Here is a 20,699-nt window from a genome sequence, read left to right as displayed (position 1 = left end):
AAAGCCATGAACCTACCCTTTGAACCGCAACGCCAGACCCAGGACTACCAGGCCTCGGACGCGGCCCACCATATCCATGCCTTTGTGGATCAAAAGGCGCTGAATGCCGAAGGCCCGCGCGTAATGGTCCGCGGTGAGGGCCTGTACCTGTGGGACAGCGAGGGTAAGCGTTACCTGGACGGGATGTCGGGCCTGTGGTGCACGCAGCTGGGTTATGGGCGCAAGGACCTGACGGCTGCGGCTGCTGCGCAGATGGATCAGTTGGCGTACTACAACATGTTCTTTCACACCACCCATCCGGCGGTGATCGAGCTGTCCGAGTTGCTGTTCAGCCTGTTGCCAGGGCACTACAGCCATGTGATCTACACCAACTCCGGTTCCGAAGCCAATGAGGTGCTGATCCGCACCGTACGCCGCTACTGGCAAGTGCTCGGCAAGCCGCAGAAGAAGATCATGATCGGTCGCTGGAACGGCTATCACGGCTCCACCCTGGCGGCGTCTGCCCTGGGCGGCATGAAATTCATGCATGAAATGGGCGGCTTGATCCCGGACGTCGCGCACATTGACGAGCCTTATTGGTACGCCCAGGGTGGTGACTTGACCCCGGCCGAGTTCGGGCGGCGCTGCGCCCTGCAACTGGAAGAAAAGATTCTGGAGTTGGGCGCGCAAAACGTCGCCGGTTTTATCGCTGAACCTTTCCAGGGCGCCGGCGGCATGATTTTTCCGCCAGAAAGCTATTGGCCAGAGATCCAGCGTATCTGTCGCCAATACGATGTGCTGCTGTGCGCTGATGAAGTGATTGGCGGTTTCGGTCGTACAGGTGAGTGGTTTGCCCATCAGTATTTCGGCTTCGAACCCGACACGTTGTCGATCGCCAAGGGCCTGACCTCAGGTTACCTGCCCATGGGCGGTTTGGTATTGAGCAAGCGCATGGCCGAAGCCCTGGTAGAGCGGGGCGGGGTGTTTGCTCATGGACTGACGTATTCCGGGCACCCGGTTGCGGCGGCGGTGGCCCTGGCCAACCTCAAGGCCTTGCGTGACGAAGGGATCGTGCGCCAGGTAAAGGACGACACCGGGCCGTATTTGCACAAGCTCCTGCACGAAGTCTTTGGCAACCACCCGCTGATCGGCGAGATCCAGGGCACCGGCCTGCTGGCAGCCTTGCAGTTTGTCGAGGACAAAGGCACGCGCAAACGCTTTGCCAATGAAAACGACCTGGCCTGGCAATGCCGCACTTTTGGCTTTGAAGAAGGCGTGATCATTCGCTCGACCCTGGGCCGCATGATCATGGCGCCGGCCCTGGTAGCCAGCCGCGCGGAGCTCGATGAACTGGTCGACAAGACCCGCATTGCGGTGGACCGCACCGCACGGATCGCGGGAAAACTGTGAAGGGCTGAGCCCCCGCATGCCGCTTCGGTTGAACAGGGTGGGCGGCCCATAGCGGCCTGCCCACCGCTCCCAATGGATGACTCATCAAAGGTGTCGATTTGATCGAACGCCGCGGCGCCCTGCATTCCACTTTCCAGGAGTCAGCAATGAATACAATAACAAACGTAGCCGATACTCCCGTCCATCAAACCCCAACCCAACCAACCTCATCGCGCCGCTTTCGACAACCCCTGGGCCTTGTCGGGCTTGTACTGTTCGGGCTGGCGTATATGGTGCCGCTGGCGGTGTTCACCACGTACGGTCTGGTGACCCAAATGACCAAGGGGCACCTGCCCACCGCCTACCTGTTGACCCTGGCTGCCATGCTGCTGACGGCCTACAGCTATGGGTGCATGGTCAAGGCGCACCCGTATTCGGGCTCGGTCTACACCTATACGCGCAAGGCGTTTGGCGCCTCCTTCGGCTTTATCGCCGGCTGGACCTTGCTGCTGGACTACATCTTCCTGCCGCTGCTCAGCTATTTGCTGATCGGCATCTACTTGTCCGAATACTTTCCTACCGTGCCCACCGCGGTATGGGTATTGGGCTCCATTGCCCTGGTGACGGCGCTGAATCTGGTGGGTATCGAGTCGATTACCCGGGTCAATTGGGTGCTGATCGTGGCCCAACTGGTGTTCATCGTGGTGTTCGTGGGGTTGTCGATCCACAACCTCAGCGGGCAAGCCGAGCCGGTGTCGCTGCTCAAGCCGTTTCACCATGAAGGTTTCAGCGTGCCGCTGATCATGACCGGCGCGGCGGTGCTGTGCTTGTCGTTCCTGGGGTTTGATGCCGTGTCGACCATGGCTGAGGAGACACCTGACCCGCGTCGTACCATTCCGCAGGCGATCATGGCGGTGTCGCTGATCGGTGGGTTGCTGTTTTTGGTGGTGTCGTATTGCGCCCAGATGGTCTTCCCGGAATGGAATAGTTTTGCCGATCCCGACTCGGCTTCGGTCGATGTGATGCGCCGGGTCGGCGGCGAGCTACTGGTGAGTGCGTTTACCGCCACCTATGTGGCGGGCTGTTTCGCCTCCGCGATGGTCTCCCAGGCCAGCGTGTCCCGCGTGCTGTTCGCCATGGGCCGCGACGGCGCATTGCCCAGGGTATTCGGCAAGCTGGTGACGAAAAAACGCGTGCCGGCCAACGCGATCATGCTGGTCAGCCTGTTTTCGCTGATTGCGCTGTTTATCAGCCTGGACACCGTGGCCAACATGATCAGCTTTGGCGCGCTGTTCGCGTTTTCGGCGGTGAACCTGGCCGTGATCAAGCATTACCTGGGCGACCAGAAGCTGCGCGGTACACGCAACTATCTGCTGTACGCCGCCCTGCCGGGCCTGGGGTTTCTCAGCACGCTGTGGTTGTGGACGAGCCTGTCGGGCCTGTCGTTCACCATCGGCCTGGGCTGGATGGGCCTGGGGCTGCTGTGTTTGCTGTGCCTCACCCGAGGGTTCCGGGTGGGGATGCCGGAATTGCACATGGCCGAATAAGCGAAATAGCCACCCACTTATACAACTGACACACCTGGGCTCATGTGGGAGGGGGCTTGCCCCCGATGGCGCCCTCAGGGCCGGCCAGGATGTTGGATCCATACCCCGCTTCAGGAATACAACATGTTCAACCTAGACTATTGGCAGCAACGCGCTGCCCGCCAAACCTTCATCAGCACCGCCCTGATCGACGGCCATCCCGTAGGTGCACTCTGCGGGGCGACCTTCGACACCATCAACCCGGCGACTAACCGAGTCCTTGCGCAGGTCGCCGCCTGCGGTGCAGCGGAGGTCGACCTGGCAGTGCGCTCCGCACGCCGCGCCTTTGAGAACGGCCCGTGGCGGCGCATGCCTCCAGGCGAACGCAAAAAAGTCCTGATCAAACTCGCCGACCTGTTGATGACCCACCGCGAAGAACTCGCACTGCTGGACTCCCTGAACATGGGCAAGCCGGTAATGGACGCCTATAACGTCGACGTACCCGGCGCGGCCCATGTTTTCGCCTGGTACGGTGAAGCCCTGGACAAGCTCTACGATCAGGTCGCGCCGACTGCCCACAACGCGTTGGCGACCATTACCCGCGAAGCATTGGGCGTGATCGCAGCGGTGGTGCCGTGGAACTTCCCGCTGGACATGGCCGCCTGGAAATTGGCACCCGCCTTGGCGGCAGGCAATAGCGTGGTACTCAAGCCCGCTGAGCAATCGCCGTTTTCCGCCTTGCGCCTGGCCCAACTGGCGCTCGAGGCGGGCGTCCCCGAGGGCGTGCTGAACGTGGTGCCAGGCATGGGCGATGGCGCCGGCAAGGCACTGGGGTTGCACCCGGACGTCGATTGCCTGGTGTTTACCGGTTCGACCCAAGTGGGCAAGTACTTCATGCAGTACTCCGCGCAGTCCAACCTCAAGCAGGTGTGGCTGGAGTGTGGTGGCAAGAGCCCGAACCTGGTGTTTGCAGACTGTCAGGACCTGGACCTGGCGGCGGAGAAGGCGGCCTTCGGGATATTCTTCAACCAGGGCGAGGTGTGTTCGGCCAATTCGCGCCTCTATGTGCAACGCTGCATCCACGACGAGTTCATCGAGCGCCTGATCGATAAATCCCACGCCTGGATGCCCGGCAACCCACTGAACCCCGCCAGCGCCGCCGGTGCAATTGTCGACAGCGGGCAAACCGCACGCATCATGCAAGCCATCGGGCAGGCTCGCGCAGAAGGCGCCACGCTGTTGAGCGGTGGCCAACAGTTGAACATCGAGGGTTGTTCAAACTTCATCCAGCCGACGATATTTGCCAACGTCACCGCTGACATGCGCCTGTCCCGTGATGAGGTGTTTGGCCCCGTGCTGGCGGTGAGTGCCTTCGATACCGAAGAACAGGCGATACAGCAAGCCAACGACAGCGTCTACGGCCTGGCGGCATCGGTGTGGAGTGATGACCTGAACCGTGCGCATCGCGTGGCGCGTGCCCTGAATGCTGGTACCGTGTCGGTCAACACCATTGACGCCCTGGACGTGACCGTGCCGTTTGGCGGCGGCAAACAGTCGGGGTTCGGCCGCGATTTGTCGCTGCATTCGTTTGATAAGTACACCCAGTTGAAAACCACCTGGTTCCAATTGCGTTAACTGCCCCGTTTCGCATAACTGCTGTGCCGTTACAGGCATTCATCCGCCAATGGGCAATGCCTATAGTCCACTTAGCCCGTGCAGCGCTTCAACCGTGCTGCGCGATCCAGCCCAAGACTGAGGTGAGCCTGATGAACCGTGAATTCGACCCCGCACTGACGGATATCAACCAAGTGGACGCCGAGTACTTCGAGTACAGCAAGGCGGCGAATCCCATCAGTGCCAACCTGATTTCCCGCATTCCCTACCACAGCTTTCCGGCCTCGCTGTATGACAATGGCCCCTCCCGCGTGGTACCGCTGGACCTCAGCGACGCCTTGGGCTGCGAAGGCCCTGCGACAGGCCCCGGGCTATGCGCGAACTTCATGCGCCTTAACCCTGGCGACACGCTGACCCTGCAACCCAACGCCACTTCCCAGGTGTTCTACGTGATTGCCGGGGAGGGCAGCGTGGTTCAGGGGGAGTATGAGATTCAATGGTCCAAGGGCTGCTTTATCGCCCTGCCGGGATTACAGCAAGCGCACTTCAGTGCCCGCGAGGATGCACGTCTTTACTATGTGCACGATGAGCCGTTGCTGCGTTACCTGGGGGTGACACCCCGCGCCGATCGCTTTGCGCCGACCCTGTACCCAGCAGCACTGGCCAACGCGAAGTTGCGTGAAGCGGCCGATGATCCCAGGGCACAGGACCGCAGCCGCATCAGCATCCTGCTGGGCAACCGTCATTTCCCGCAGACGCGCACGGTGACCCACGTGTTGTGGGCCATGTACGGGATTCTGCCGGCGGGATCGGTGCAGAAACCCCATCGGCATCAGTCGATTGCACTGGACTTCATTATTGATTGCCCCACGGGCTGTTATTCATTGGTGGGCACCGAGCTGGACGCGGATGGGCAAATTCGTAACCCGCAGCGGGTCGACTGGTCTCCCGGCCTGGCGTTTGTCACGCCACCGGGTTACTGGCATGCGCATTTTAATGAATCGGATAGCGAGGCGTTCCTGATCCCGATTCAGGATGCGGGGCTGCAAACCTACTTGCGTGCGCTGGATATCCGCTTCAGTTGAGTCACTTCCAGTCCGGTGTTTCGCCCAGTCGTTCAACGATAAAGTCGATAAAACACCGGACCTTGGACGATACGATGCGCTTGGGCGGGTACACAAACCACACCGCAAACGCCCGCTCAACGCCCTGGATATGCCATTCGGGCAGCCACACTGCCAAGTCGCCGGCCTCGATACTTTGCGCCACCAGCCAGTCCGGCAACAGCCCAAAGCCCAAGCCTTGGCGCACGGCGATGAGTTGCGCGTCCAGGTCATTGATTCGAATAACGCCGTCATGCTGCAACGGGAGCGCGCGGCCGGCGGATACAAAACTGATATCGCCGGTGGTAGCCGTGCCCAGCACCGCAGGCAAACCGGCCAGGTCGGTGGGCGTGGAAGGAGGAGGGTGCTGCATGCCAAACGCCGGGCTGACCACCAAGCGGTAGTGGCCGTCGCTGAGCTTGCGTGCCTTGAGGGTCGAATCGGCCAGCTCGCCAATGCGTATGGCTAAGTCGACGCCGGCATGAATCAAATTGACCTGGGTGTTATCCAGCACCAGCTCCACACTGATCTGCGGGTAGCGCACCAGAAAGTCATTCAACGCCGGCAGGATGTGATGCCGAGCAAACGCCGGCGGCAGGTTGAGTTTCAACACGCCCCGGGGATGCTGGTTCAGCGCAGACGTGGCGGCCTTGGCGTGTTCCAGTTCATCCAATACCCTGCGCGCGTGTATCAGGAAGGTCTGGCCGCCTTCGGTCAGATGCAGTGTGCGTGTGGAGCGGTTGAACAGCGCGATGCCCAGGTCTTGCTCGAGGTCCTTCACATAGCGTGAAACCGTTGAGGCCTTGATCCCCAAGCGTTCGGCGGCACGCGAGAAATTGTTGCCTTCGGCGGCTTCGATGAATGCGGTGAGCGCGGTGAAATAGTCCAAGGGCAGCCTCAGGGCAGGGCGGTGAGACGTGCAGGTTGTTGAGTTTTGCCGGGGGCTGTCAACTGCTAGACCCTAGAGCCACGATGCAGCCCCCGTTTTCCTAATGGGTCTGAATGATCAAGGCGATATGGGATCGCTCGCAGGAAAGGTTTCTTCGATCGCCTCGTCGAGCTGGCTATCGCTGACAGCGCGGTCTTGCACCTTCACATTCGACTCGCAATGGCAATCGGCACTGGAGCACGCTTGACCCTGGGGGTGCAAGTCGGCGCATGCCTGGCTGCAGTAGGCTTTGCCGTTGCGCTGGTGACGCGTGTCATGGGTCACCTGGCAGGTGCAGCCTGGGCAGGCGCAGGTCCAACCTTGAGTTGTCGGGTTCATAGGTCCTCCGAATATTCAGTGATTGATAAACGGGCAGCGGTTTTCTGATACGTAAATCAGGGCTGCTGGTAATGCCCTGGGATGTCATGGCCTTCATCGGCCGGCTTGTTGCGCTTTTGCACCTGGACGTCGCTCAATTTCGCGTCCTTGAGCTCTGCGAAGCGCTGCCTGAGCAGGGACTCGGCCCATTGCGGGTCCAGCGTGTCTGCATCGTGCTCAAGCGTGCGGCTTTGTGGCTGGTTGTCGAGGATGAAACTGATGAGGTAATGCGCTTTCTCGAACATGAACGTGGCTCCGTTACGGTTAACAAGGCGTACCCGAGCAGGGCATGTTCATTTGATGAGTGGGCTGCGCAGTGATTCAGAAAATATAAGCCGCTTTCACCGGCCGAACCTTGAGAACAACAGAACCCGACTATTGATCTCGATCAGTTGGCCGTGCTGGCCCGCTCTATAACCTTGGGCGCTTATCGATGGCCAGGGACGGCTCAACGAGCAGCTCTGGTCGCACATTCTCAAGGAAGAGTCAGCCATGCGATCACTCAAGATCCTGTTGTTATCATCGGCATTCAACGGTTTGACCCAACGAGCCTGGCTGGATCTGCGCCAGGCGGGTCACGACCCCAGCGTTGTGGTGTTCACCGATCAAGCCACGGTGTGCCAGCAGGTCGAGGCGTCAGGTGCCGACCTGGTGATCTGCCCATTTCTCAAGGACCGTGTGCCGCACCAACTATGGAGCCATCCGCAGCGCCCGGTGGTGATCATCCATCCGGGCATCGTTGGTGACCGCGGTGCCAGTGCGCTGGATTGGGCTATCACCCAGCAGGCTCGCCGTTGGGGCGTCACCGCCTTGCAAGCGGTGGAGGAAATGGACGCAGGGCCGATATGGTCCACCTGTGAATTCGACATGCCCGACCAGGTGCGCAAATCCGAGCTGTACAACGGCCTGGTGAGCGATGCCGCGATGGTTTGCATTCGTGACGTCGTGGCGAAATTCGCCAAGGGCTTCGTCCCCACACCGCTCAATTACACCCAACCCAGCGTCATCGGGCGCTTGCAGCCGAACATGACCCAGGCCGACCGCACCTTCAGTTGGTTCGATCGCGCAGGCTTTATCAAGCGCAGCATCGACGCTGCCGATGGCCAGCCCGGCGTGTTGGCCAGCCTGTTGGGCGGGCAATATTACCTCTACGACGCGCACTTGGACGTCCGCCAGGGCGCTCCCGGAGAAATCCTCGCGGTACAGGACGACGCTGTGCTGGTGGCGGCCGGAGATCACAGCCTGTGGATCGGCTCGCTCAAACCCAAAGGCCCAGAGACCTTCAAGCTGCCGGCACGGCACGTACTGGCGCAAAGGCTGGCCGGCGTTCCGGTGCTGGACAGCTCAATAGCCCGCCAGGCGTTCAACGAGCGGGTCTATCAACCCATTCGCTACCAAGAGTTCGGCCACATCGGCGAACTGACGTTCGAGTTCTACAACGGCGCCATGAGCACCGAACAATGCCAGCGGCTGGTCGCTGCGTTGCGCTGGGCCAAGGCGCGAGATACCCAAGTGTTGCTGATCAAGGGCGGGCGCGGCAGTTTTTCCAATGGGGTGCACCTTAACGTCATCCAGGCCGCCGACGTGCCGGGGCTGGAAGCCTGGGCCAACATTCAAGCCATCGACGATGTGTGCCTGGAGCTGCTCACCGCCAGGCAACTGGTGATCAGCGGCCTGACCGGCAGTGCAGGCGCAGGCGGCGTGATGCTGGCGCTGGCCGCCGACATTGTATTGGCTCGCGAAGGTGTGGTGCTCAACCCGCACTACAAAACCATGGGGCTCTACGGCTCCGAATACTGGACCTACAGCCTGCCACGGGCGGTGGGCAGCGAAATCGCGCATAAGCTCACCGAAGAATGCCTGCCCATCAGCGCCATCCAGGCCCAGCAGTACGGCATGGTTCAGGGCATCGGGCCCCGCTGTCTGCAGGCATTCGGCCTGTGGCTTTTGCAAGAGGCTGACCGTGCGTTGACCGATGATAAGTACCTTCACGCACGCACGCGAAAAGCCATGCTGGATACTCAGCAAGTTGAACGCTGTCGCGAGCAGGAGCTGGCACAGATGCGACTCGACATGGTGGAAAACCGCCAGCAGTTTGCCGAGAAATGCCGCAACTTCGTGTTTAAACGCAAAGCCTGCCAGACCCCGCAGCGGTTGATTGCGCCATGGGCGTTGAGGTATGAGGCTGGTGTGCCGGAAAGCCGGATGCTGAATGACTGACTGTCGACGCGGGGAGGGCACGTCGGCCAGTCCAGCCTCGCATTGGGCAATAGGGTTGCCCATAATGGAGGCCAACTCGCCCAACCGCACAGACCCCGAGGCTCCATGGAACGGCACAACCTGAACGATGATGCAGCGCCCGTATGACTCGTGCGCTGTTTATTTCGATGGATGGCCCCAAAGGCACCGGTAAAACCACGCTGTTGGAGGCCGTTACGACAGCGTTGAGGGCCGACAACATAAAGGTCGTGCGACTGTGCGAGCGCAAGAGCGATCCCTGTCGAGCGCAAACGATGGCTCTGGTTAACACGTTCGCCCGAGATCCCAGCCGGGATCTGGAACTTGAGGTGTGTGAGCGCTTTGCCGACAGCCGCAGCTGGATTACTCAAAACGTACTGGCCGCGCAGCCACCTGACAGCATCATCCTGATGGATCGCTGGTACCCGTCTGATGCCGCGTTTCGTCGGTTGATACCCTTTGCAGACATTCTTGAGCTGAACATTAATCGGCAGGTGCAAGTGCCGGACCTGCACGTGGGGGTTGTCACCGCGGCGCAAATATCCTGGGCGCGGGCGGCAGCACGACGGCGGGGTTTGAGCAGTACGGTGATGTCTAAGCTGGAGGAGCAAGTTGCGTGTACCGAGGCGTTTGAGCGAGCGGCTGTGGAGCAGGGGTGGGTAACGTGTCGCAATGAAGGGACGATTGAAGAGGCGGTGAGGCGGGTGGTTTTGCAGATATATAAGGTCCTTCATCCCAAGCATCAGGAGTAACGGAGTGCCGTTGAACCAGCAAGATCAGGATGATGTTGGTCATCAGAACAAACGTCACCGAACGAAGAAACTCTATGAAAACGTCGTGATAGGAAACTTCCTGTACGGTCTCGGGTTCGCCGTGCGGTCATGTCTAGACGCAAACACCTCGATCCCAAGCGTGGTCAACCTGCTACAGCAGACGCCTGCAGACAAAGAGCTGGCTGACGTACTGCTGAGTTTTCCAGGTGTCGTGCGCTTGATCGAATTCAAGATGAAGGGCGCCAGCCTGAAAAAAGAACGGCTGCGACATCGTTTACTCATGGCCGCCCTGACAGGTGAGAATCAGGTATTGGTCGAAACGTCCAGAAGCCTGCACTGGTATGTGGAGGTGGGCGCCAATGACACCGACACGCCTCTGGTTTCGCGAGCCGTGCCTTATCTGGACGCCTTCGACGAAGAACACTTGGCGTTGTCCGCGGGAAGCCTTGAACGACTCGTGGAGCAAACCGCGCGCGAAGCTGTTCGCGGCCTGGACCCGATGATGCGCGAGCGTTCACAGATATACCTGCGATTTTTACGCAATATTCAAGCTGACGACCCGGTGGGCGCAGGTGGCGTGCTTCTGGTCATGGGCGCAGGTGGAGCAATGCATTTTGTTCAGCTGCGAGACGTCTGTGATTTGAGTATGCCGCACAGGCAATGGCTTGAGCTGGAAATGAGCGGTCCCCAGCTGGAGCTATCTGTGCCTGCATTGGAGCTAAGCATGAAGCGTCCCAAACACCGCGACGGCCCCGAATATGGAAGGTAATGACCCATGGACGAACACGTGAACGAAAATGACCTCAGCCTGCGGGCCATGGCCGTTGCTGCCAAGGGCATCATGAGCGCAGCGGAAAATGACAGAAAAGCCGCTGAGCAGGCGATTGCGCGTCTTGGCTATCTGGAAAAACGTGTTGAGCAGAGCCTGCAACAGATTCCGACGATACTGGGCGCTTCAGCGGCGCAGATCGCAGATTCAGTGGCTTCAAAGGCGGCCGAGCAGTTGATTGGCAAGTTCAGACAGGCCGATGCCGCTGCGCTTGATGCGGCGCAAAAGTACCAGGCCGCCAGTGACAGCCTTAAGCGTCGATTCTGGCTCAGCATCTTCGCCATTCATCTAGGTGTGGTATTGCCTCTGGCGTTGCTGTTTTTCTTTGCGGTCCCCAGCACCGATGAGATTGCGCAAAGGCAACGAGAGTTAGCGGTGCTTGAGCAAAACATAGACGCGTTGAAACGCCAGGGTGGTGACGCTGCCATTATTGACTGCGAGGGACGCCCGTGCGTGCGCACGCGAGAGGTCCCGGGCGAAGATCCCTATCACGATGCCGCTACAGGTAAGAAGACTTATCGGTTGATCTGGACCAAGTGAGCTTCATCAACTTTGAACTAATCACTAAGCCTGTCCACCTAACGCTTTGCACGTTGCCTCAAGCCCGGGGTTTTCCTGGGTTACCCAATCACACACGAAGGTTTGGTTAATCATGAAGAGCGAACAGGTAGAAGGCGTTGTAGAAAAGGTTGCTGGCAAAGCGCAGAGCGCAGTCGGGAAGCTTTTTGGTGATTCGAAGTTGGAAGCTGAGGGCGCTGGACGCCAGGCTGCGGGTCAACTGACGCAAACCTATGGTGACGCACTGGACAGCGTTTCTACATTCGTCAAAGAAAAACCGGTTGCTGCACTGGCAATCGGGGCTGTTGCTCTACTGGTGCTGAAAAGATTGCTTGGTCGCTGAACCTCAACAAGATTTCCCTCGTACTCCTTGGAGTTCCGCGCCAGGAGGTACGAGGGCGGTAAGCCATAGCCCTTAAACCAAGCCTTCGCGTTTGTATTGATTTGCCGAACTGTCAACGGGCTTGGGTTTTCTGGAACAGGTCAACTGGTAAGCAATTGCCAACCATAGGAACCACCCCGGCATGACCATCAAGGCAATTCGGGTGTCTGGTCTCAATGCCAGCAGACAAAGAACAAAGCCCAGAAACGCCAAAGAGAACCAGGCCATCGGCGCGCCGCCAGGCATCTTGTAGGTCGATTTTGCATGCAGGTCAGGTCGAGTATTGCGATAGGCAATGTACGACGCGAGGATCGTCGACCAAGTGAAAATCACCAGAATTGCTGACACGGTAGAGACGATGGTGAAGGCGGTCATGACTTCTGGAACGATGAACAGCAACAACACGCCCAGCAGCATCAACAAGGTGGTGAACGCCAAACTCAGCAGAGGCACGCTGTTGCTCGACAGACGCCGGAAAATCCCCGGAGCGTTGTCCTGATTGGCCAGCCCGAACAGCATCCGACTGGACGAAAATACGCCACTGTTGGCCGATGAGGCGGCGGATGTCAGCACCACAAAGTTGACAATACCGGCTGCTGCGGGGAACCCCGCAACCAGAAACAGCTCGACGAAGGGGCTCTTGTTGGGTGAAACCTGTTGCCAGGAAGTCACTGCAATAATGCAGGCCAGTGCCAGCACATAAAACAAGATGATTCTGAGCGGAATCGAGTTGATGGCTTTAGGCAGGGTCTTTTCGGGGGAGCGCGTTTCGGCGGCTGCGGTGCCGATCAGCTCGGTGCCCGCAAATGAGAAAATCGCCATCTGAAACCCGGCAAAGAAACCGAACAAGCCGTTGGGGAATGCGCCCTGTTTATCCAGCAAGTGGTTCAGGGACGCGGTAACGCCACTGGGTGAGACAAAGGAGCTGGCAATCAGCACCATGCTCACCCCAATCAGGGCAACGACGGCAATGATTTTGATGATCGCGAACCAGAACTCCACTTCACCGAAGAGCCTGACAGTCAGCACGTTCAAGGCGAACAGTGTTATCAGCATGCCGATGGCTGGTATCCAGGCGGGTACATCAGGGAACCAATACTGAAAAAATCCACCCACCACGACTGCATCACCTATCACTGCAACGCTCCAGCTTAGCCAATATGACCAGCCGAGAAAGAATGCTGCGCGTGGGCCAAGATAGGCACCGGCAAAATCAGCGAAGGTTTTGAAGCTCAAGTTGGAAAGTAACATTTCGCCCATGGCACGCATGACGAAGTAGACGAACAGACCGATGATCATATAGATGAGGATGATCGACGTGCCGGAGAGGGCGATGATCTTCCCGGAACCCATGAACAGGCCTGTCCCGATAGCACCGCCCATGGCCATTAACTGAATGTGACGATTGCTGAGTGTGCGCTGCAGCGCGGGCTGTTCAACCCGCTCGGACGGAGTCGATTTCATTACAAAACCTCTTGATTTTATGTTTTTGAGTTTTGGTAGAAAAGTGGGAATCACGTGACCTTGATAGAGATGTAATGGCTACTGACGGTAGTGGTTTGCGGAGTTTCAGGCCCGTTTGCTCTCGTAACCATGCAGCACATTGACTGCATTGATCCCGATTTCATCGACCATGTAGCCACCCTCCATCACAAACAGGGCAGGGCAGCCCACGCCGGCTATCAGCTCGCCGATGCCGATGAAGTCTTCGCTTTCAAGCAAAAAGTGGCTGATGGGGTCGTCCTTGAAGGTGTCGACGCCCAGTGAAATAACCAGCACGTCAGGGGCAAATTGCTGGAGTTTCTTGCAGGCGTGGAGCAAGGCGTTGCGGTAGCTTTCCCAAGAGGTGTTCTTCGGCAGCGGATAGTTCAGGTTGTAACCTTCGCCGTGACCAGCGCCGACTTCGTGGCTGTAGCCTGAGTAGTACGGATAGGACACCGTCGGGTCGCCGTGCAGCGAGACAAACATGACGTCACTGCGCCCGTAGAAAATATTCTGGGTACCGTTGCCATGATGAAAGTCGACGTCCAATACCGCGACACGCTTGGAGCCTCGGGTAATAGCCTGTTGTGCGGCAATGGCCGCGTTGTTCAGATAGCAATAGCCGCCCATGTATTCACGTGCGGCGTGATGGCCGGGCGGACGGCATAGGGCAAAGGCACTGTCGTGGCCTTCATCGATCAGCGCCAGTCCGGTCAGTGCGATATCGGCACTGGTTTTTACCGCTTGCCAGGTGGTGGCAGTAATGGGCGAGCCGGCGTCCATGGCGTAGAAACCCAGTTTGCCGTCGATGAAAGTCGGGACTTGCTCGTTGGCCAGATCACGGACTGGCCATACCAGCGGCAACGCATCGTGGGTGCGCCCGGTTGCGCACCATTCAGACCAGGCAGATTCCAGAAAAGTTACGTAGCGCTCGCTGTGCGCGTTGACATAGCACGACCGATCAAATGCTCGCGGTTCGATGATCTGGCCAAGACCTACCTGTTTGACCCGATTGTGGACGGTATCGGCCCGACTGGGCTGTTCGAAGGACGGCTTGAGCACGCCGTCTTTCAATTCGGTGCCGTGGTGCAAACGGTGGGAATCACTGAAAACTGTAAACATTGTGCGCATCCGCTGATATGGGCCAGTGCAAATATTCTGTTCCGGCTCTGACGCGCTTTCTTTGCTTTGTTTTCGTGGTTTACTGGATTATTCGGGCGTTTTTACTCAGGAATGACGTAATGCAGAAAAAAACATCCAAACGCATCAGTCTCGACGACACCGACCTGGCGATTCTCGCGTTGCTGCAGGAGGATGCGGGTATTTCCAACTCTGAACTCAGTGAGCGCTTGTCGTTAAGCCTGACACCTTGTTGGAGGCGGCGTAAGAGAATGGAGGAGGCGGGTGTGATTAAAGGCTATCAGGCGAACCTTGATCGACGAATGCTGGGGCTGGATATCATGGCGTTCGTGCACATCCGTTTTTCCACCCACGCCGACCACGCTCCCGATGATTTTGAGGCGGTGATTGCTCAACTGCCTGAAGTCTTGTCCTGTCACAAGATCACCGGGGATGCCGATTACGTGCTGCAAGTGTTGGCAGAGGACCTTGATAGCTACAGTGACTTTATCGAACAGGTGCTCAGGCGTCAGGTGGGTATTGCGTCCATCCAGTCCAGTCTGGCTTTACGCGAAATTAAGACCAGTAGCCGTATCGCGATACCCAAATCGATCAAGGCGTGAATGGGCAGGGGTTAGATCGCGAAGTGGAACCCTGTCTTTAACAGCGATTGGTGCATTTGTATCGTTTTGTATCTGCGCTTTGGATAGATACACAGCGATTCCTTTAAGTCGGTTGATGACACATACGGGATACCTACGGGGCTTTAAATGAACCCATCGAGAAGGCGCAAACCTTCTCCAATGGATGACTCATTTAACTCGCGGCTATCTCTGCGCGTTTCGCGACGTTGTCGACCAATGACTTATAGGAAATTCAAAATGCCTGCAGCTACGTTCGGTTTCACCTGGCGCCATTGTCTGGCTTCTTCCGTGAGAATGGGCGCTTTGGGATTGGCCCTGATAGCCGGCAGCGGTGGTGCCTGGGCTGCTGGCCCGGCCGCCGATGCGTCAGTTGCCAGCTCGGCCTCGACCAGTCCCGAATCGATTAGACCTTATCGAATTCACGTCGATGAAGCGCAATTGACCGATCTGAAAAAGCGCATTGCGGCGACCCGCTGGCCGGACAAAGAGACCGTCAATGACGTTTCCCAAGGCGTGCAGTTGGCCCAGGTCCAGGCGCTGGTGAAGTATTGGGGCAGCGGCTATGACTGGCGCAAGGCCGAAGCGAAGCTTAATGCGCTGCCTGAATTCATCACGACTATCGACGGCGTGGATATTCAATTCATCCATGTTCGCTCGCCAAACCCCAACGCGATGCCGCTGCTTCTGACACACGGATGGCCTGGCTCACAGTTTGAGTTCCTGAAGACGATCGGCCCTCTGACGGATCCCGTTGCTTACGGCGGTAAGGTTGAAGATTCGTTCGACGTGATCATTCCATCGATTCCGGGACACGGTTTTTCCGGTAAGCCAACTGAATTGGGCTGGGGGCCGGATCGGGTCGCGAAGGCTTGGGATGTGCTCATCAAGCGTCTGGGTTATACCCACTATGTTTCCCAAGGCGGAGATCACGGTTCGGTCATATCGGATGCATTGGGCCGCCTGAATCCGCCGGGGCTGTTGGGCATTCACTTGAACATGCCGGCCACCATCCCGCCCGAATTGGTCAAGCCGATCAATAGTGGCGACCCGGCCCCTGAAGGGCTCACTAAGCCTGAACGCAAGGCGTTTGATTCCTTGAGCACCTTCTTCGGCCGCAATGCGGCATACGGCGCGATGATGGTTACGCGCCCGCAGACTATCGGTTACCTGCTGGCCGATTCGCCTACCGGAACCGCGGCGTGGATGTACGAAAAAATCGCCGCATGGACGGACAGTGATGGTCAACCTGAACGGGTATTGACCCGTGACGAGATGCTGGACGATATAAGCCTGTACTGGCTGACGAACGCAGGCGCATCGTCATCGCGTTTCTACTGGGAAAACAACAACAACAATTTCAGCGCTGCCGCGCAGAACACCGCAAGCATCAAGGTGCCGGTGGCGATCACGGTCTTCCCGCACGAGATCTATCAGGCGCCTAAAAGCTGGGCGCAACGCGCTTACCCATCACTTTCCTACTACAGCGAGGTTAACAAGGGCGGCCACTTCGCTTCCTGGGAGCAACCTCAATTGTTCAGCGAAGAGTTGCGGGAGGCCTTCCGGCCGCTGCGCGCCAAGCTGAGCGCAACGAAGACAGCCCAGTAGCTCACACGCAACCCAGCCAACACACCTGGCCGCTATTCGGCGGCTCGCTACGGAGAAATACCATGGAGATGACCTTGCTGAACAATCAAAATAAATCCAGCCGCCTGCGGGGTCTTGCCCCATCGCTGTTGGCAGCAGCGGTGCTGCAATTCGCGGCGGTGGCTGTCGGTTTTTCCCAAGCCAGCGCGGCTGATGTACCCGCGTCCACCATTGGGGCTATCACCCCGGGAGCTCACACCTCTCTCGGTGCACTTAAGCATGTGAAAGCGGGGCTGCTGAACGTTTCTTACGCGGAACTCGGCCCAGCCGATGGTCCTGTGGTCATTTTGTTGCACGGCTGGCCCTACGATATCAACGCATACGCTGATGTCGCTCCTGCTTTGGCGGGCAAGGGATATCGAGTGTTGATCCCTTCTGCGCGTGGTTATGGCGATACGCATTTTCTCTCGGCCAAGACTGCTCGCAATGGTCAACCTGCTGCGCTGGCGACCGACCTGATCGACTTCATGGACGCGCTGAAAATCAAGACGGCGGTGCTGGGTGGGTTTGACTGGGGCGCCCGCACTGCAGATATCGTTGCCGCACTGTGGCCGGAAAGAGTGAAAGCCCTGGTCGCTGTGAGCGGTTATTTGATAGGCAGCCAAGAGGCGGGCAAGGCGCCATTGCCGCCAGCCGCCGAACTGCAGTGGTGGTACCAGTTCTACTTCGCGACCGAGCGTGGGCGCCTGGGCTACGAGAAAAACACCCATGACTTCGCCAAGCTCATCTGGAAGCTGGCGTCGCCACAGTGGAATTTCGACGACGCCACTTATGAGCGCAGCGCGGCGTCCTTGCAAAACCCTGATCACGTGGCCGTGTCGATTTTCAACTATCGCTGGCGCCTGGGGTTGGTCAAGGGCGAGGCCAGATACGACGCGCTGGAGAAGAAACTCGCGGCATTTCCATCCATCAGCGTGCCCACCATCACCCTGGAAGGTGATGCGAACGGCGCACCGCATCCACCTGCCGAAGCGTACGCCAAGCGCTTCACTGGCAAGTATGAGTACCGATTGATCACCGGTGGAGTAGGCCACAACTTGCCGCAGGAAGCGCCGAAAGCCTTCGCCCAGGCGGTGATCGACGCCGATCATCTTTGAAAACCGGCTGAGAGGATGGCGAGAATGAAGCTGAAATTTCTGGCCGCGATGTCGGCTGCCATTGCAATCGCAGCGTTGACGGCTACCGGTGTTGCCGCGGGCGACGCCAGTAAGGGCGACGCCTCGCCGATCTATGGCGTGAAACTGCCTGAAAACTACCGCCTATGGCCGCTGATTGCGCCGGCGCAGGAAGCGGCCCCCCTGAACGAACTGCGAGCCGTGGTGGGCAATGACTTGGCCATCAAGGCTTATCAGGATTCTACGCTGCCGTTCCCTGATGGCACGGTGCTGGTAAAGCTGGCCTGGAAACATGTGCAGTCTCCGGAATTCGAGCCGGCGTCCATCCCGGGGCCGGCCACCACCGTGCAGGTGATGGTCAAGGACTCGAAAAGATATGCAGCAACCGGTGGCTGGGGATTCGGGCGGTTTATCAACGGTAAACCGGCCGATGAAGCCCAACACGAAACCTGCTTCGCCTGTCACCAGGCGCGAGTGCGTAATCACGACTTTGTCTTCACGCGCTTCGCTCCCTGATTTCCCGTCAAACCCGGAGTCAACAATGAAAAAAGTATTAACCGCACTGGCCGTCGCCGTCAGCCTGAGCATGGCGACACACGCCTGGTCGCAAACTGAAAAACCCACGATTGTGCTCGTACATGGCGCCTTTGCCGATGCGTCGAGTTGGAATGGCGTCGTGAAGATTCTCGAGAAGGACGGTTACCCGGTGGTTGCCGCTGCCAACCCATTGCGCGGTGTAAAGAGCGATGGTTCGGCAATCTCGGCATTGCTGACGAGCATTCATTCGCCGGTGGTGTTGGTCGGCCACTCCTATGGCGGCAACGTTATCAGTGATGCGGCCAACGATCATGCAAACGTCAAAGCCCTGGTTTACGTCAGTGCGTTTGCACCTGAGGCCGGGGAAACCGTCGCCGGGCTGGCCGGCAAATTCCCGGGCAGCACGCTGGGTCCAACGCTGGCTGCGCCTGTACCGTTGGCCGATGGGGGCAAGGACTTGTACATCCAGCAGGATAAATTTCACAACCAGTTCGCCGCTGACGTCCCCGCGAAAGAGGCGGCATTGATGGCCGCCACCCAACGCCCGGTAACGGAAGCGGCGCTCAACGAAGCATCCGGCAGCCCTGCCTGGAAGCATATTCCGTCCTGGTACATCTACGGCGACAAGGACAAGAACATTCCCCCGCAAGCCATGGCATTCATGGCCAAGCGCGCCGCTGCCAAAGTCGTGGAAGTGGTCAAGGGCGCTTCACATGTGGTGATGGTTTCGAACCCGGAACCGGTTGCCCGCCTCATCGAAAAAGCCGCCACGGCGAAATGACACGCCAAGGGCGAAGCGGCGCTTTCAGCGCTCTACGCCGAGGCGAGTTTTGCACGTCGCCCGGCGGGTTTCGTTTTGAAGTTGTGCAACGCTGAAACGCAAGAGAGGGGGGTATTCGACGCGGCCAACGCCTGGGCACACCGGGCGTTGTGCTTATCGCGGGCAACCGCAATCAATCAGGTACGCCACGATGTGGAAGATCAATCACAGTTACATTGACGGAGCATTCGTTCCTGTTCATGGCAATGAAACGGTGCAATGCATCAATCCGGCTACCGAGGCGGTCATCGGTACGCTCACTCTGGCTGATCGTGAAGATGCCAGGCGCGCTATCGCGGCGGCTTCGCATGCTCAAGTCGCGATGGGCCGCACCTCCAAGGCCGAACGTATCGACATGCTCGAGCAGTTGCAGGCTGCCGTGCTGGCGAGCACGAATGAAATTCGCGATACCGCCATCGAAGAGTACGGTGCGCCGTTTGCCCGTGCGCAATGGGTCAGTCGCTACGCTTCACAGTCATTTACCAATGCGGCGCAGGTGTTGAAACACTTCGACCTGAGTCGTTCGGTCGGTGACGCTACCGTGGTGATGGAGCCGGTCGGAGTCGCGGCGCTGTTTGCCCCCTGGAACAGCACCGCCGGGACGATATGCAGCAAACTGGCATCGGCCATCGCGGCGGGTTGTGCCTCGGTCATCAAACCGAGCGAGTTGAGCCCCTTGCAAACCACCGTGCTCGCCCAAGCGCTGCATCGCGCAGAGTTGCCCAACGGGGTTTTCAATATTCTGTTGGGACGCGGCAGTGATGTGGGTGACGAAATCAGCGCCAGCCCAGTCATCGCGAAAATTTCATTCACCGGGTCCACCGCCACCGGAAAGCTCATTGCACGTGCCGGAATCGAGACCATGAAGCGAGTGAGCCTGTCGCTCACGGGGAAGTCGGCCTCTATCATCCTGGATGACGCCGATCTCGACATCGCCATTCCCCTGGCTCTGAATGCTGCGTTCATGAACAACGGTCAGGCATGTGTCGCTGGCACACGTCTGCTGGTGCCACGCTCGCACGCCGAGGACATTATCGAGCGCGTGAAAAGCCTGGTTGAAGCGATGGTCGTCGGCGATCCGCAGGATCCGGCCACTGCTCTCGGGCCGCTGGTCAATCGCGCCCAATTCGACCGCGTACAAGCTTTCATCCGCCGCGGGCAGGCGCAAGGCGCGACGTTGATTATCGGCGGGGAGGGCAGGCCGACCGGCTTGGACAAGGGCTATTTCGTCAGGCCTACGGTCTTTGCCGACGTCAGCAATGACATGGACATCGCGCAAGAGGAGATTTTCGGCCCGGTGCTATCGATCATTGCGTATGACTCGCAAGAACAGGCGATCGCTATTGCCAATGCCAGTCTCTACGGTTTGCAGGCTTATGTATTTTCCCGGCAACCGGAGCGTGCCCAACGCCTGGCGACCCAGTTGCAGGCCGGCTCGGTGTTGATCAACAGAATTTCGCCAGAGCTGCTGGCGCCGTTCGGCGGGGTAAAGCAGTCCGGTGTCGGCCGGGAGTTTGGAGTCTTTGGGCTGGAAGCATTTCTTGAGGCCAAAAGCATCGTGTCGGATTAGCCTGGGGTTGGCGGGAGAGGGTGGTCGCGCAACCCAGGCCGCAGGAGAAAAAGCTAATGGCCCACAGCACG

20 protein-coding genes and 1 pseudogene are annotated in these 20,699 nt (G+C 58.6%); 16 read left to right on the top strand and 5 right to left on the bottom strand.

The genetic code is table 11. The features are described 5' to 3' along the window. Positions 1-6 precede the first annotated feature (6 nt). From JFT58_RS23285 to JFT58_RS23270, 4 genes are all read left to right on the top strand, one after another. Complete coding sequence (locus JFT58_RS23285; RefSeq protein ID WP_054898487.1) at positions 7-1,389, top strand: aspartate aminotransferase family protein; 1,383 nt, start codon at positions 7-9, stop codon at positions 1,387-1,389. A gap of 146 nt (positions 1,390-1,535) precedes the next feature. Beyond that, positions 1,536-2,915, top strand: coding sequence for an APC family permease (locus tag JFT58_RS23280; RefSeq protein ID WP_054898488.1), 1,380 nt, complete (start codon positions 1,536-1,538; stop codon positions 2,913-2,915). A gap of 123 nt (positions 2,916-3,038) precedes the next feature. After that, complete coding sequence (locus JFT58_RS23275; RefSeq protein ID WP_054898489.1) at positions 3,039-4,529, top strand: aldehyde dehydrogenase; 1,491 nt, start codon at positions 3,039-3,041, stop codon at positions 4,527-4,529. A 131-nt stretch (positions 4,530-4,660) separates the two neighbouring features. Then, positions 4,661-5,593 (top strand): cupin, encoded by a 933-nt coding sequence (locus JFT58_RS23270; RefSeq protein ID WP_054898490.1) that lies wholly within the window; start codon positions 4,661-4,663, stop codon positions 5,591-5,593. A gap of 1 nt (position 5,594) precedes the next feature. Here the strand turns inward: JFT58_RS23270 and JFT58_RS23265 are convergent, their stop codons facing one another. The 3 genes from JFT58_RS23265 to JFT58_RS23255 all read right to left on the bottom strand — a co-directional run bounded on the left by JFT58_RS23265 (position 5,595) and on the right by JFT58_RS23255 (position 7,162). Next, positions 5,595-6,500: a LysR family transcriptional regulator gene (locus JFT58_RS23265; protein WP_054898491.1), complete on the bottom strand. Its 906-nt coding sequence runs from the start codon at positions 6,498-6,500 to the stop codon at positions 5,595-5,597. Positions 6,501-6,617: 117 nt separating this feature from the next. Beyond that, the gene (locus JFT58_RS23260) at positions 6,618-6,878 is read right to left on the bottom strand and encodes a metallothionein (RefSeq protein ID WP_054898492.1); all 261 of its coding nucleotides are present in this window, start codon (positions 6,876-6,878) and stop codon (positions 6,618-6,620) included. A gap of 56 nt (positions 6,879-6,934) precedes the next feature. Continuing rightward, positions 6,935-7,162, bottom strand: coding sequence for a hypothetical protein (locus JFT58_RS23255; RefSeq protein ID WP_034127424.1), 228 nt, complete (start codon positions 7,160-7,162; stop codon positions 6,935-6,937). 247 nt (positions 7,163-7,409) lie between these two features. Here JFT58_RS23255 and JFT58_RS23250 point away from each other — a divergent pair, with 247 nt between their 5' ends. From JFT58_RS23250 to JFT58_RS23230, 5 genes are all read left to right on the top strand, one after another. Further along, complete coding sequence (locus JFT58_RS23250; protein ID WP_054898493.1) at positions 7,410-9,137, top strand: hydrogenase maturation protein; 1,728 nt, start codon at positions 7,410-7,412, stop codon at positions 9,135-9,137. Positions 9,138-9,280: 143 nt separating this feature from the next. Further along, entirely contained in the window at positions 9,281-9,907 is a 627-nt protein-coding gene (locus JFT58_RS23245) for a dTMP kinase (RefSeq protein WP_054898494.1), read from the top strand. A 10-nt stretch (positions 9,908-9,917) separates the two neighbouring features. After that, entirely contained in the window at positions 9,918-10,697 is a 780-nt protein-coding gene (locus JFT58_RS23240; RefSeq protein ID WP_140915263.1) for a hypothetical protein, read from the top strand. A 6-nt stretch (positions 10,698-10,703) separates the two neighbouring features. Then, positions 10,704-11,297: a hypothetical protein gene (locus tag JFT58_RS23235; RefSeq protein ID WP_054898496.1), complete on the top strand. Its 594-nt coding sequence runs from the start codon at positions 10,704-10,706 to the stop codon at positions 11,295-11,297. A gap of 112 nt (positions 11,298-11,409) precedes the next feature. Next, a complete protein-coding gene (locus tag JFT58_RS23230) occupies positions 11,410-11,658 on the top strand; it encodes a CsbD family protein (protein ID WP_014718439.1) in 249 nt (82 codons plus the stop codon). Between the two features lie 72 nt (positions 11,659-11,730). On the opposite strand, the gene JFT58_RS23225 is transcribed toward JFT58_RS23230, so the two are convergent. Together JFT58_RS23225 and JFT58_RS23220 are read right to left on the bottom strand one after the other, a co-directional pair. Further along, positions 11,731-13,161 (bottom strand): amino acid permease, encoded by a 1,431-nt coding sequence (locus JFT58_RS23225; RefSeq protein ID WP_054898497.1) that lies wholly within the window; start codon positions 13,159-13,161, stop codon positions 11,731-11,733. A gap of 105 nt (positions 13,162-13,266) precedes the next feature. After that, positions 13,267-14,301: a histone deacetylase family protein gene (locus tag JFT58_RS23220; protein WP_054898498.1), complete on the bottom strand. Its 1,035-nt coding sequence runs from the start codon at positions 14,299-14,301 to the stop codon at positions 13,267-13,269. Between the two features lie 119 nt (positions 14,302-14,420). On the opposite strand from JFT58_RS23220, the gene JFT58_RS23215 reads away from it, so the two are divergent. The 7 genes and pseudogenes from JFT58_RS23215 (at position 14,421) to JFT58_RS23190 (ending at position 20,628) form a co-directional block, all read left to right on the top strand. Beyond that, the gene (locus JFT58_RS23215) at positions 14,421-14,921 is read left to right on the top strand and encodes an Lrp/AsnC family transcriptional regulator (protein ID WP_054898499.1); all 501 of its coding nucleotides are present in this window, start codon (positions 14,421-14,423) and stop codon (positions 14,919-14,921) included. Between the two features lie 258 nt (positions 14,922-15,179). Continuing rightward, positions 15,180-16,547 (top strand): epoxide hydrolase family protein, encoded by a 1,368-nt coding sequence (locus tag JFT58_RS23210; RefSeq protein ID WP_054898500.1) that lies wholly within the window; start codon positions 15,180-15,182, stop codon positions 16,545-16,547. Between the two features lie 62 nt (positions 16,548-16,609). Then, the gene (locus JFT58_RS23205) at positions 16,610-17,683 is read left to right on the top strand and encodes an alpha/beta fold hydrolase (protein ID WP_054898501.1); all 1,074 of its coding nucleotides are present in this window, start codon (positions 16,610-16,612) and stop codon (positions 17,681-17,683) included. Positions 17,684-17,707: 24 nt separating this feature from the next. Further along, on the top strand, positions 17,708-18,217 hold the full coding sequence (locus JFT58_RS23200) for a cytochrome P460 family protein (RefSeq protein WP_054898502.1): 510 nt from the start codon (positions 17,708-17,710) through the stop codon (positions 18,215-18,217). A gap of 25 nt (positions 18,218-18,242) precedes the next feature. Continuing rightward, complete coding sequence (locus JFT58_RS23195) at positions 18,243-19,019, top strand: alpha/beta fold hydrolase (protein ID WP_054898503.1); 777 nt, start codon at positions 18,243-18,245, stop codon at positions 19,017-19,019. A gap of 12 nt (positions 19,020-19,031) precedes the next feature. After that, positions 19,032-19,109 (top strand): annotated as a pseudogene (locus JFT58_RS30450) (creatininase family protein); the annotation flags it as partial. 100 nt (positions 19,110-19,209) lie between these two features. Next, positions 19,210-20,628: an aldehyde dehydrogenase family protein gene (locus JFT58_RS23190; protein ID WP_054898504.1), complete on the top strand. Its 1,419-nt coding sequence runs from the start codon at positions 19,210-19,212 to the stop codon at positions 20,626-20,628. The last annotated feature ends 71 nt before the right edge of the window (positions 20,629-20,699 follow it).

Source organism: Pseudomonas sp. MF6767, from assembly GCF_016405475.1.
In the GTDB taxonomy this organism is placed as follows: domain Bacteria; phylum Pseudomonadota; class Gammaproteobacteria; order Pseudomonadales; family Pseudomonadaceae; genus Aquipseudomonas; species Aquipseudomonas paracarnis.
The sequence above is the reverse complement of the archived record's forward strand: the minus strand, read 5'-3'. Positions and strand labels throughout refer to the sequence as shown.

What these genes read in the sequence shown, in the direction of transcription:
- JFT58_RS23285 (WP_054898487.1), top strand. Translation starts at nt 7, where the DNA reads ATGAACCTACCCTTTGAACCGCAACGCCAGACCCAGGACTACCAGGCC.
- JFT58_RS23280 (WP_054898488.1), top strand. Translation starts at nt 1,536, where the DNA reads ATGAATACAATAACAAACGTAGCCGATACTCCCGTCCATCAAACCCCA.
- JFT58_RS23275 (WP_054898489.1), top strand. Translation starts at nt 3,039, where the DNA reads ATGTTCAACCTAGACTATTGGCAGCAACGCGCTGCCCGCCAAACCTTC.
- JFT58_RS23270 (WP_054898490.1), top strand. Translation starts at nt 4,661, where the DNA reads ATGAACCGTGAATTCGACCCCGCACTGACGGATATCAACCAAGTGGAC.
- JFT58_RS23260 (WP_054898492.1), bottom strand. Translation starts at nt 6,878, where the DNA reads ATGAACCCGACAACTCAAGGTTGGACCTGCGCCTGCCCAGGCTGCACC.
- JFT58_RS23255 (WP_034127424.1), bottom strand. Translation starts at nt 7,162, where the DNA reads ATGTTCGAGAAAGCGCATTACCTCATCAGTTTCATCCTCGACAACCAG.
- JFT58_RS23250 (WP_054898493.1), top strand. Translation starts at nt 7,410, where the DNA reads ATGCGATCACTCAAGATCCTGTTGTTATCATCGGCATTCAACGGTTTG.
- JFT58_RS23245 (WP_054898494.1), top strand. Translation starts at nt 9,281, where the DNA reads ATGACTCGTGCGCTGTTTATTTCGATGGATGGCCCCAAAGGCACCGGT.
- JFT58_RS23235 (WP_054898496.1), top strand. Translation starts at nt 10,704, where the DNA reads ATGGACGAACACGTGAACGAAAATGACCTCAGCCTGCGGGCCATGGCC.
- JFT58_RS23230 (WP_014718439.1), top strand. Translation starts at nt 11,410, where the DNA reads ATGAAGAGCGAACAGGTAGAAGGCGTTGTAGAAAAGGTTGCTGGCAAA.
- JFT58_RS23225 (WP_054898497.1), bottom strand. Translation starts at nt 13,161, where the DNA reads ATGAAATCGACTCCGTCCGAGCGGGTTGAACAGCCCGCGCTGCAGCGC.
- JFT58_RS23220 (WP_054898498.1), bottom strand. Translation starts at nt 14,301, where the DNA reads ATGTTTACAGTTTTCAGTGATTCCCACCGTTTGCACCACGGCACCGAA.
- JFT58_RS23215 (WP_054898499.1), top strand. Translation starts at nt 14,421, where the DNA reads ATGCAGAAAAAAACATCCAAACGCATCAGTCTCGACGACACCGACCTG.
- JFT58_RS23210 (WP_054898500.1), top strand. Translation starts at nt 15,180, where the DNA reads ATGCCTGCAGCTACGTTCGGTTTCACCTGGCGCCATTGTCTGGCTTCT.
- JFT58_RS23205 (WP_054898501.1), top strand. Translation starts at nt 16,610, where the DNA reads ATGGAGATGACCTTGCTGAACAATCAAAATAAATCCAGCCGCCTGCGG.
- JFT58_RS23200 (WP_054898502.1), top strand. Translation starts at nt 17,708, where the DNA reads ATGAAGCTGAAATTTCTGGCCGCGATGTCGGCTGCCATTGCAATCGCA.
- JFT58_RS23195 (WP_054898503.1), top strand. Translation starts at nt 18,243, where the DNA reads ATGAAAAAAGTATTAACCGCACTGGCCGTCGCCGTCAGCCTGAGCATG.
- JFT58_RS23190 (WP_054898504.1), top strand. Translation starts at nt 19,210, where the DNA reads ATGTGGAAGATCAATCACAGTTACATTGACGGAGCATTCGTTCCTGTT.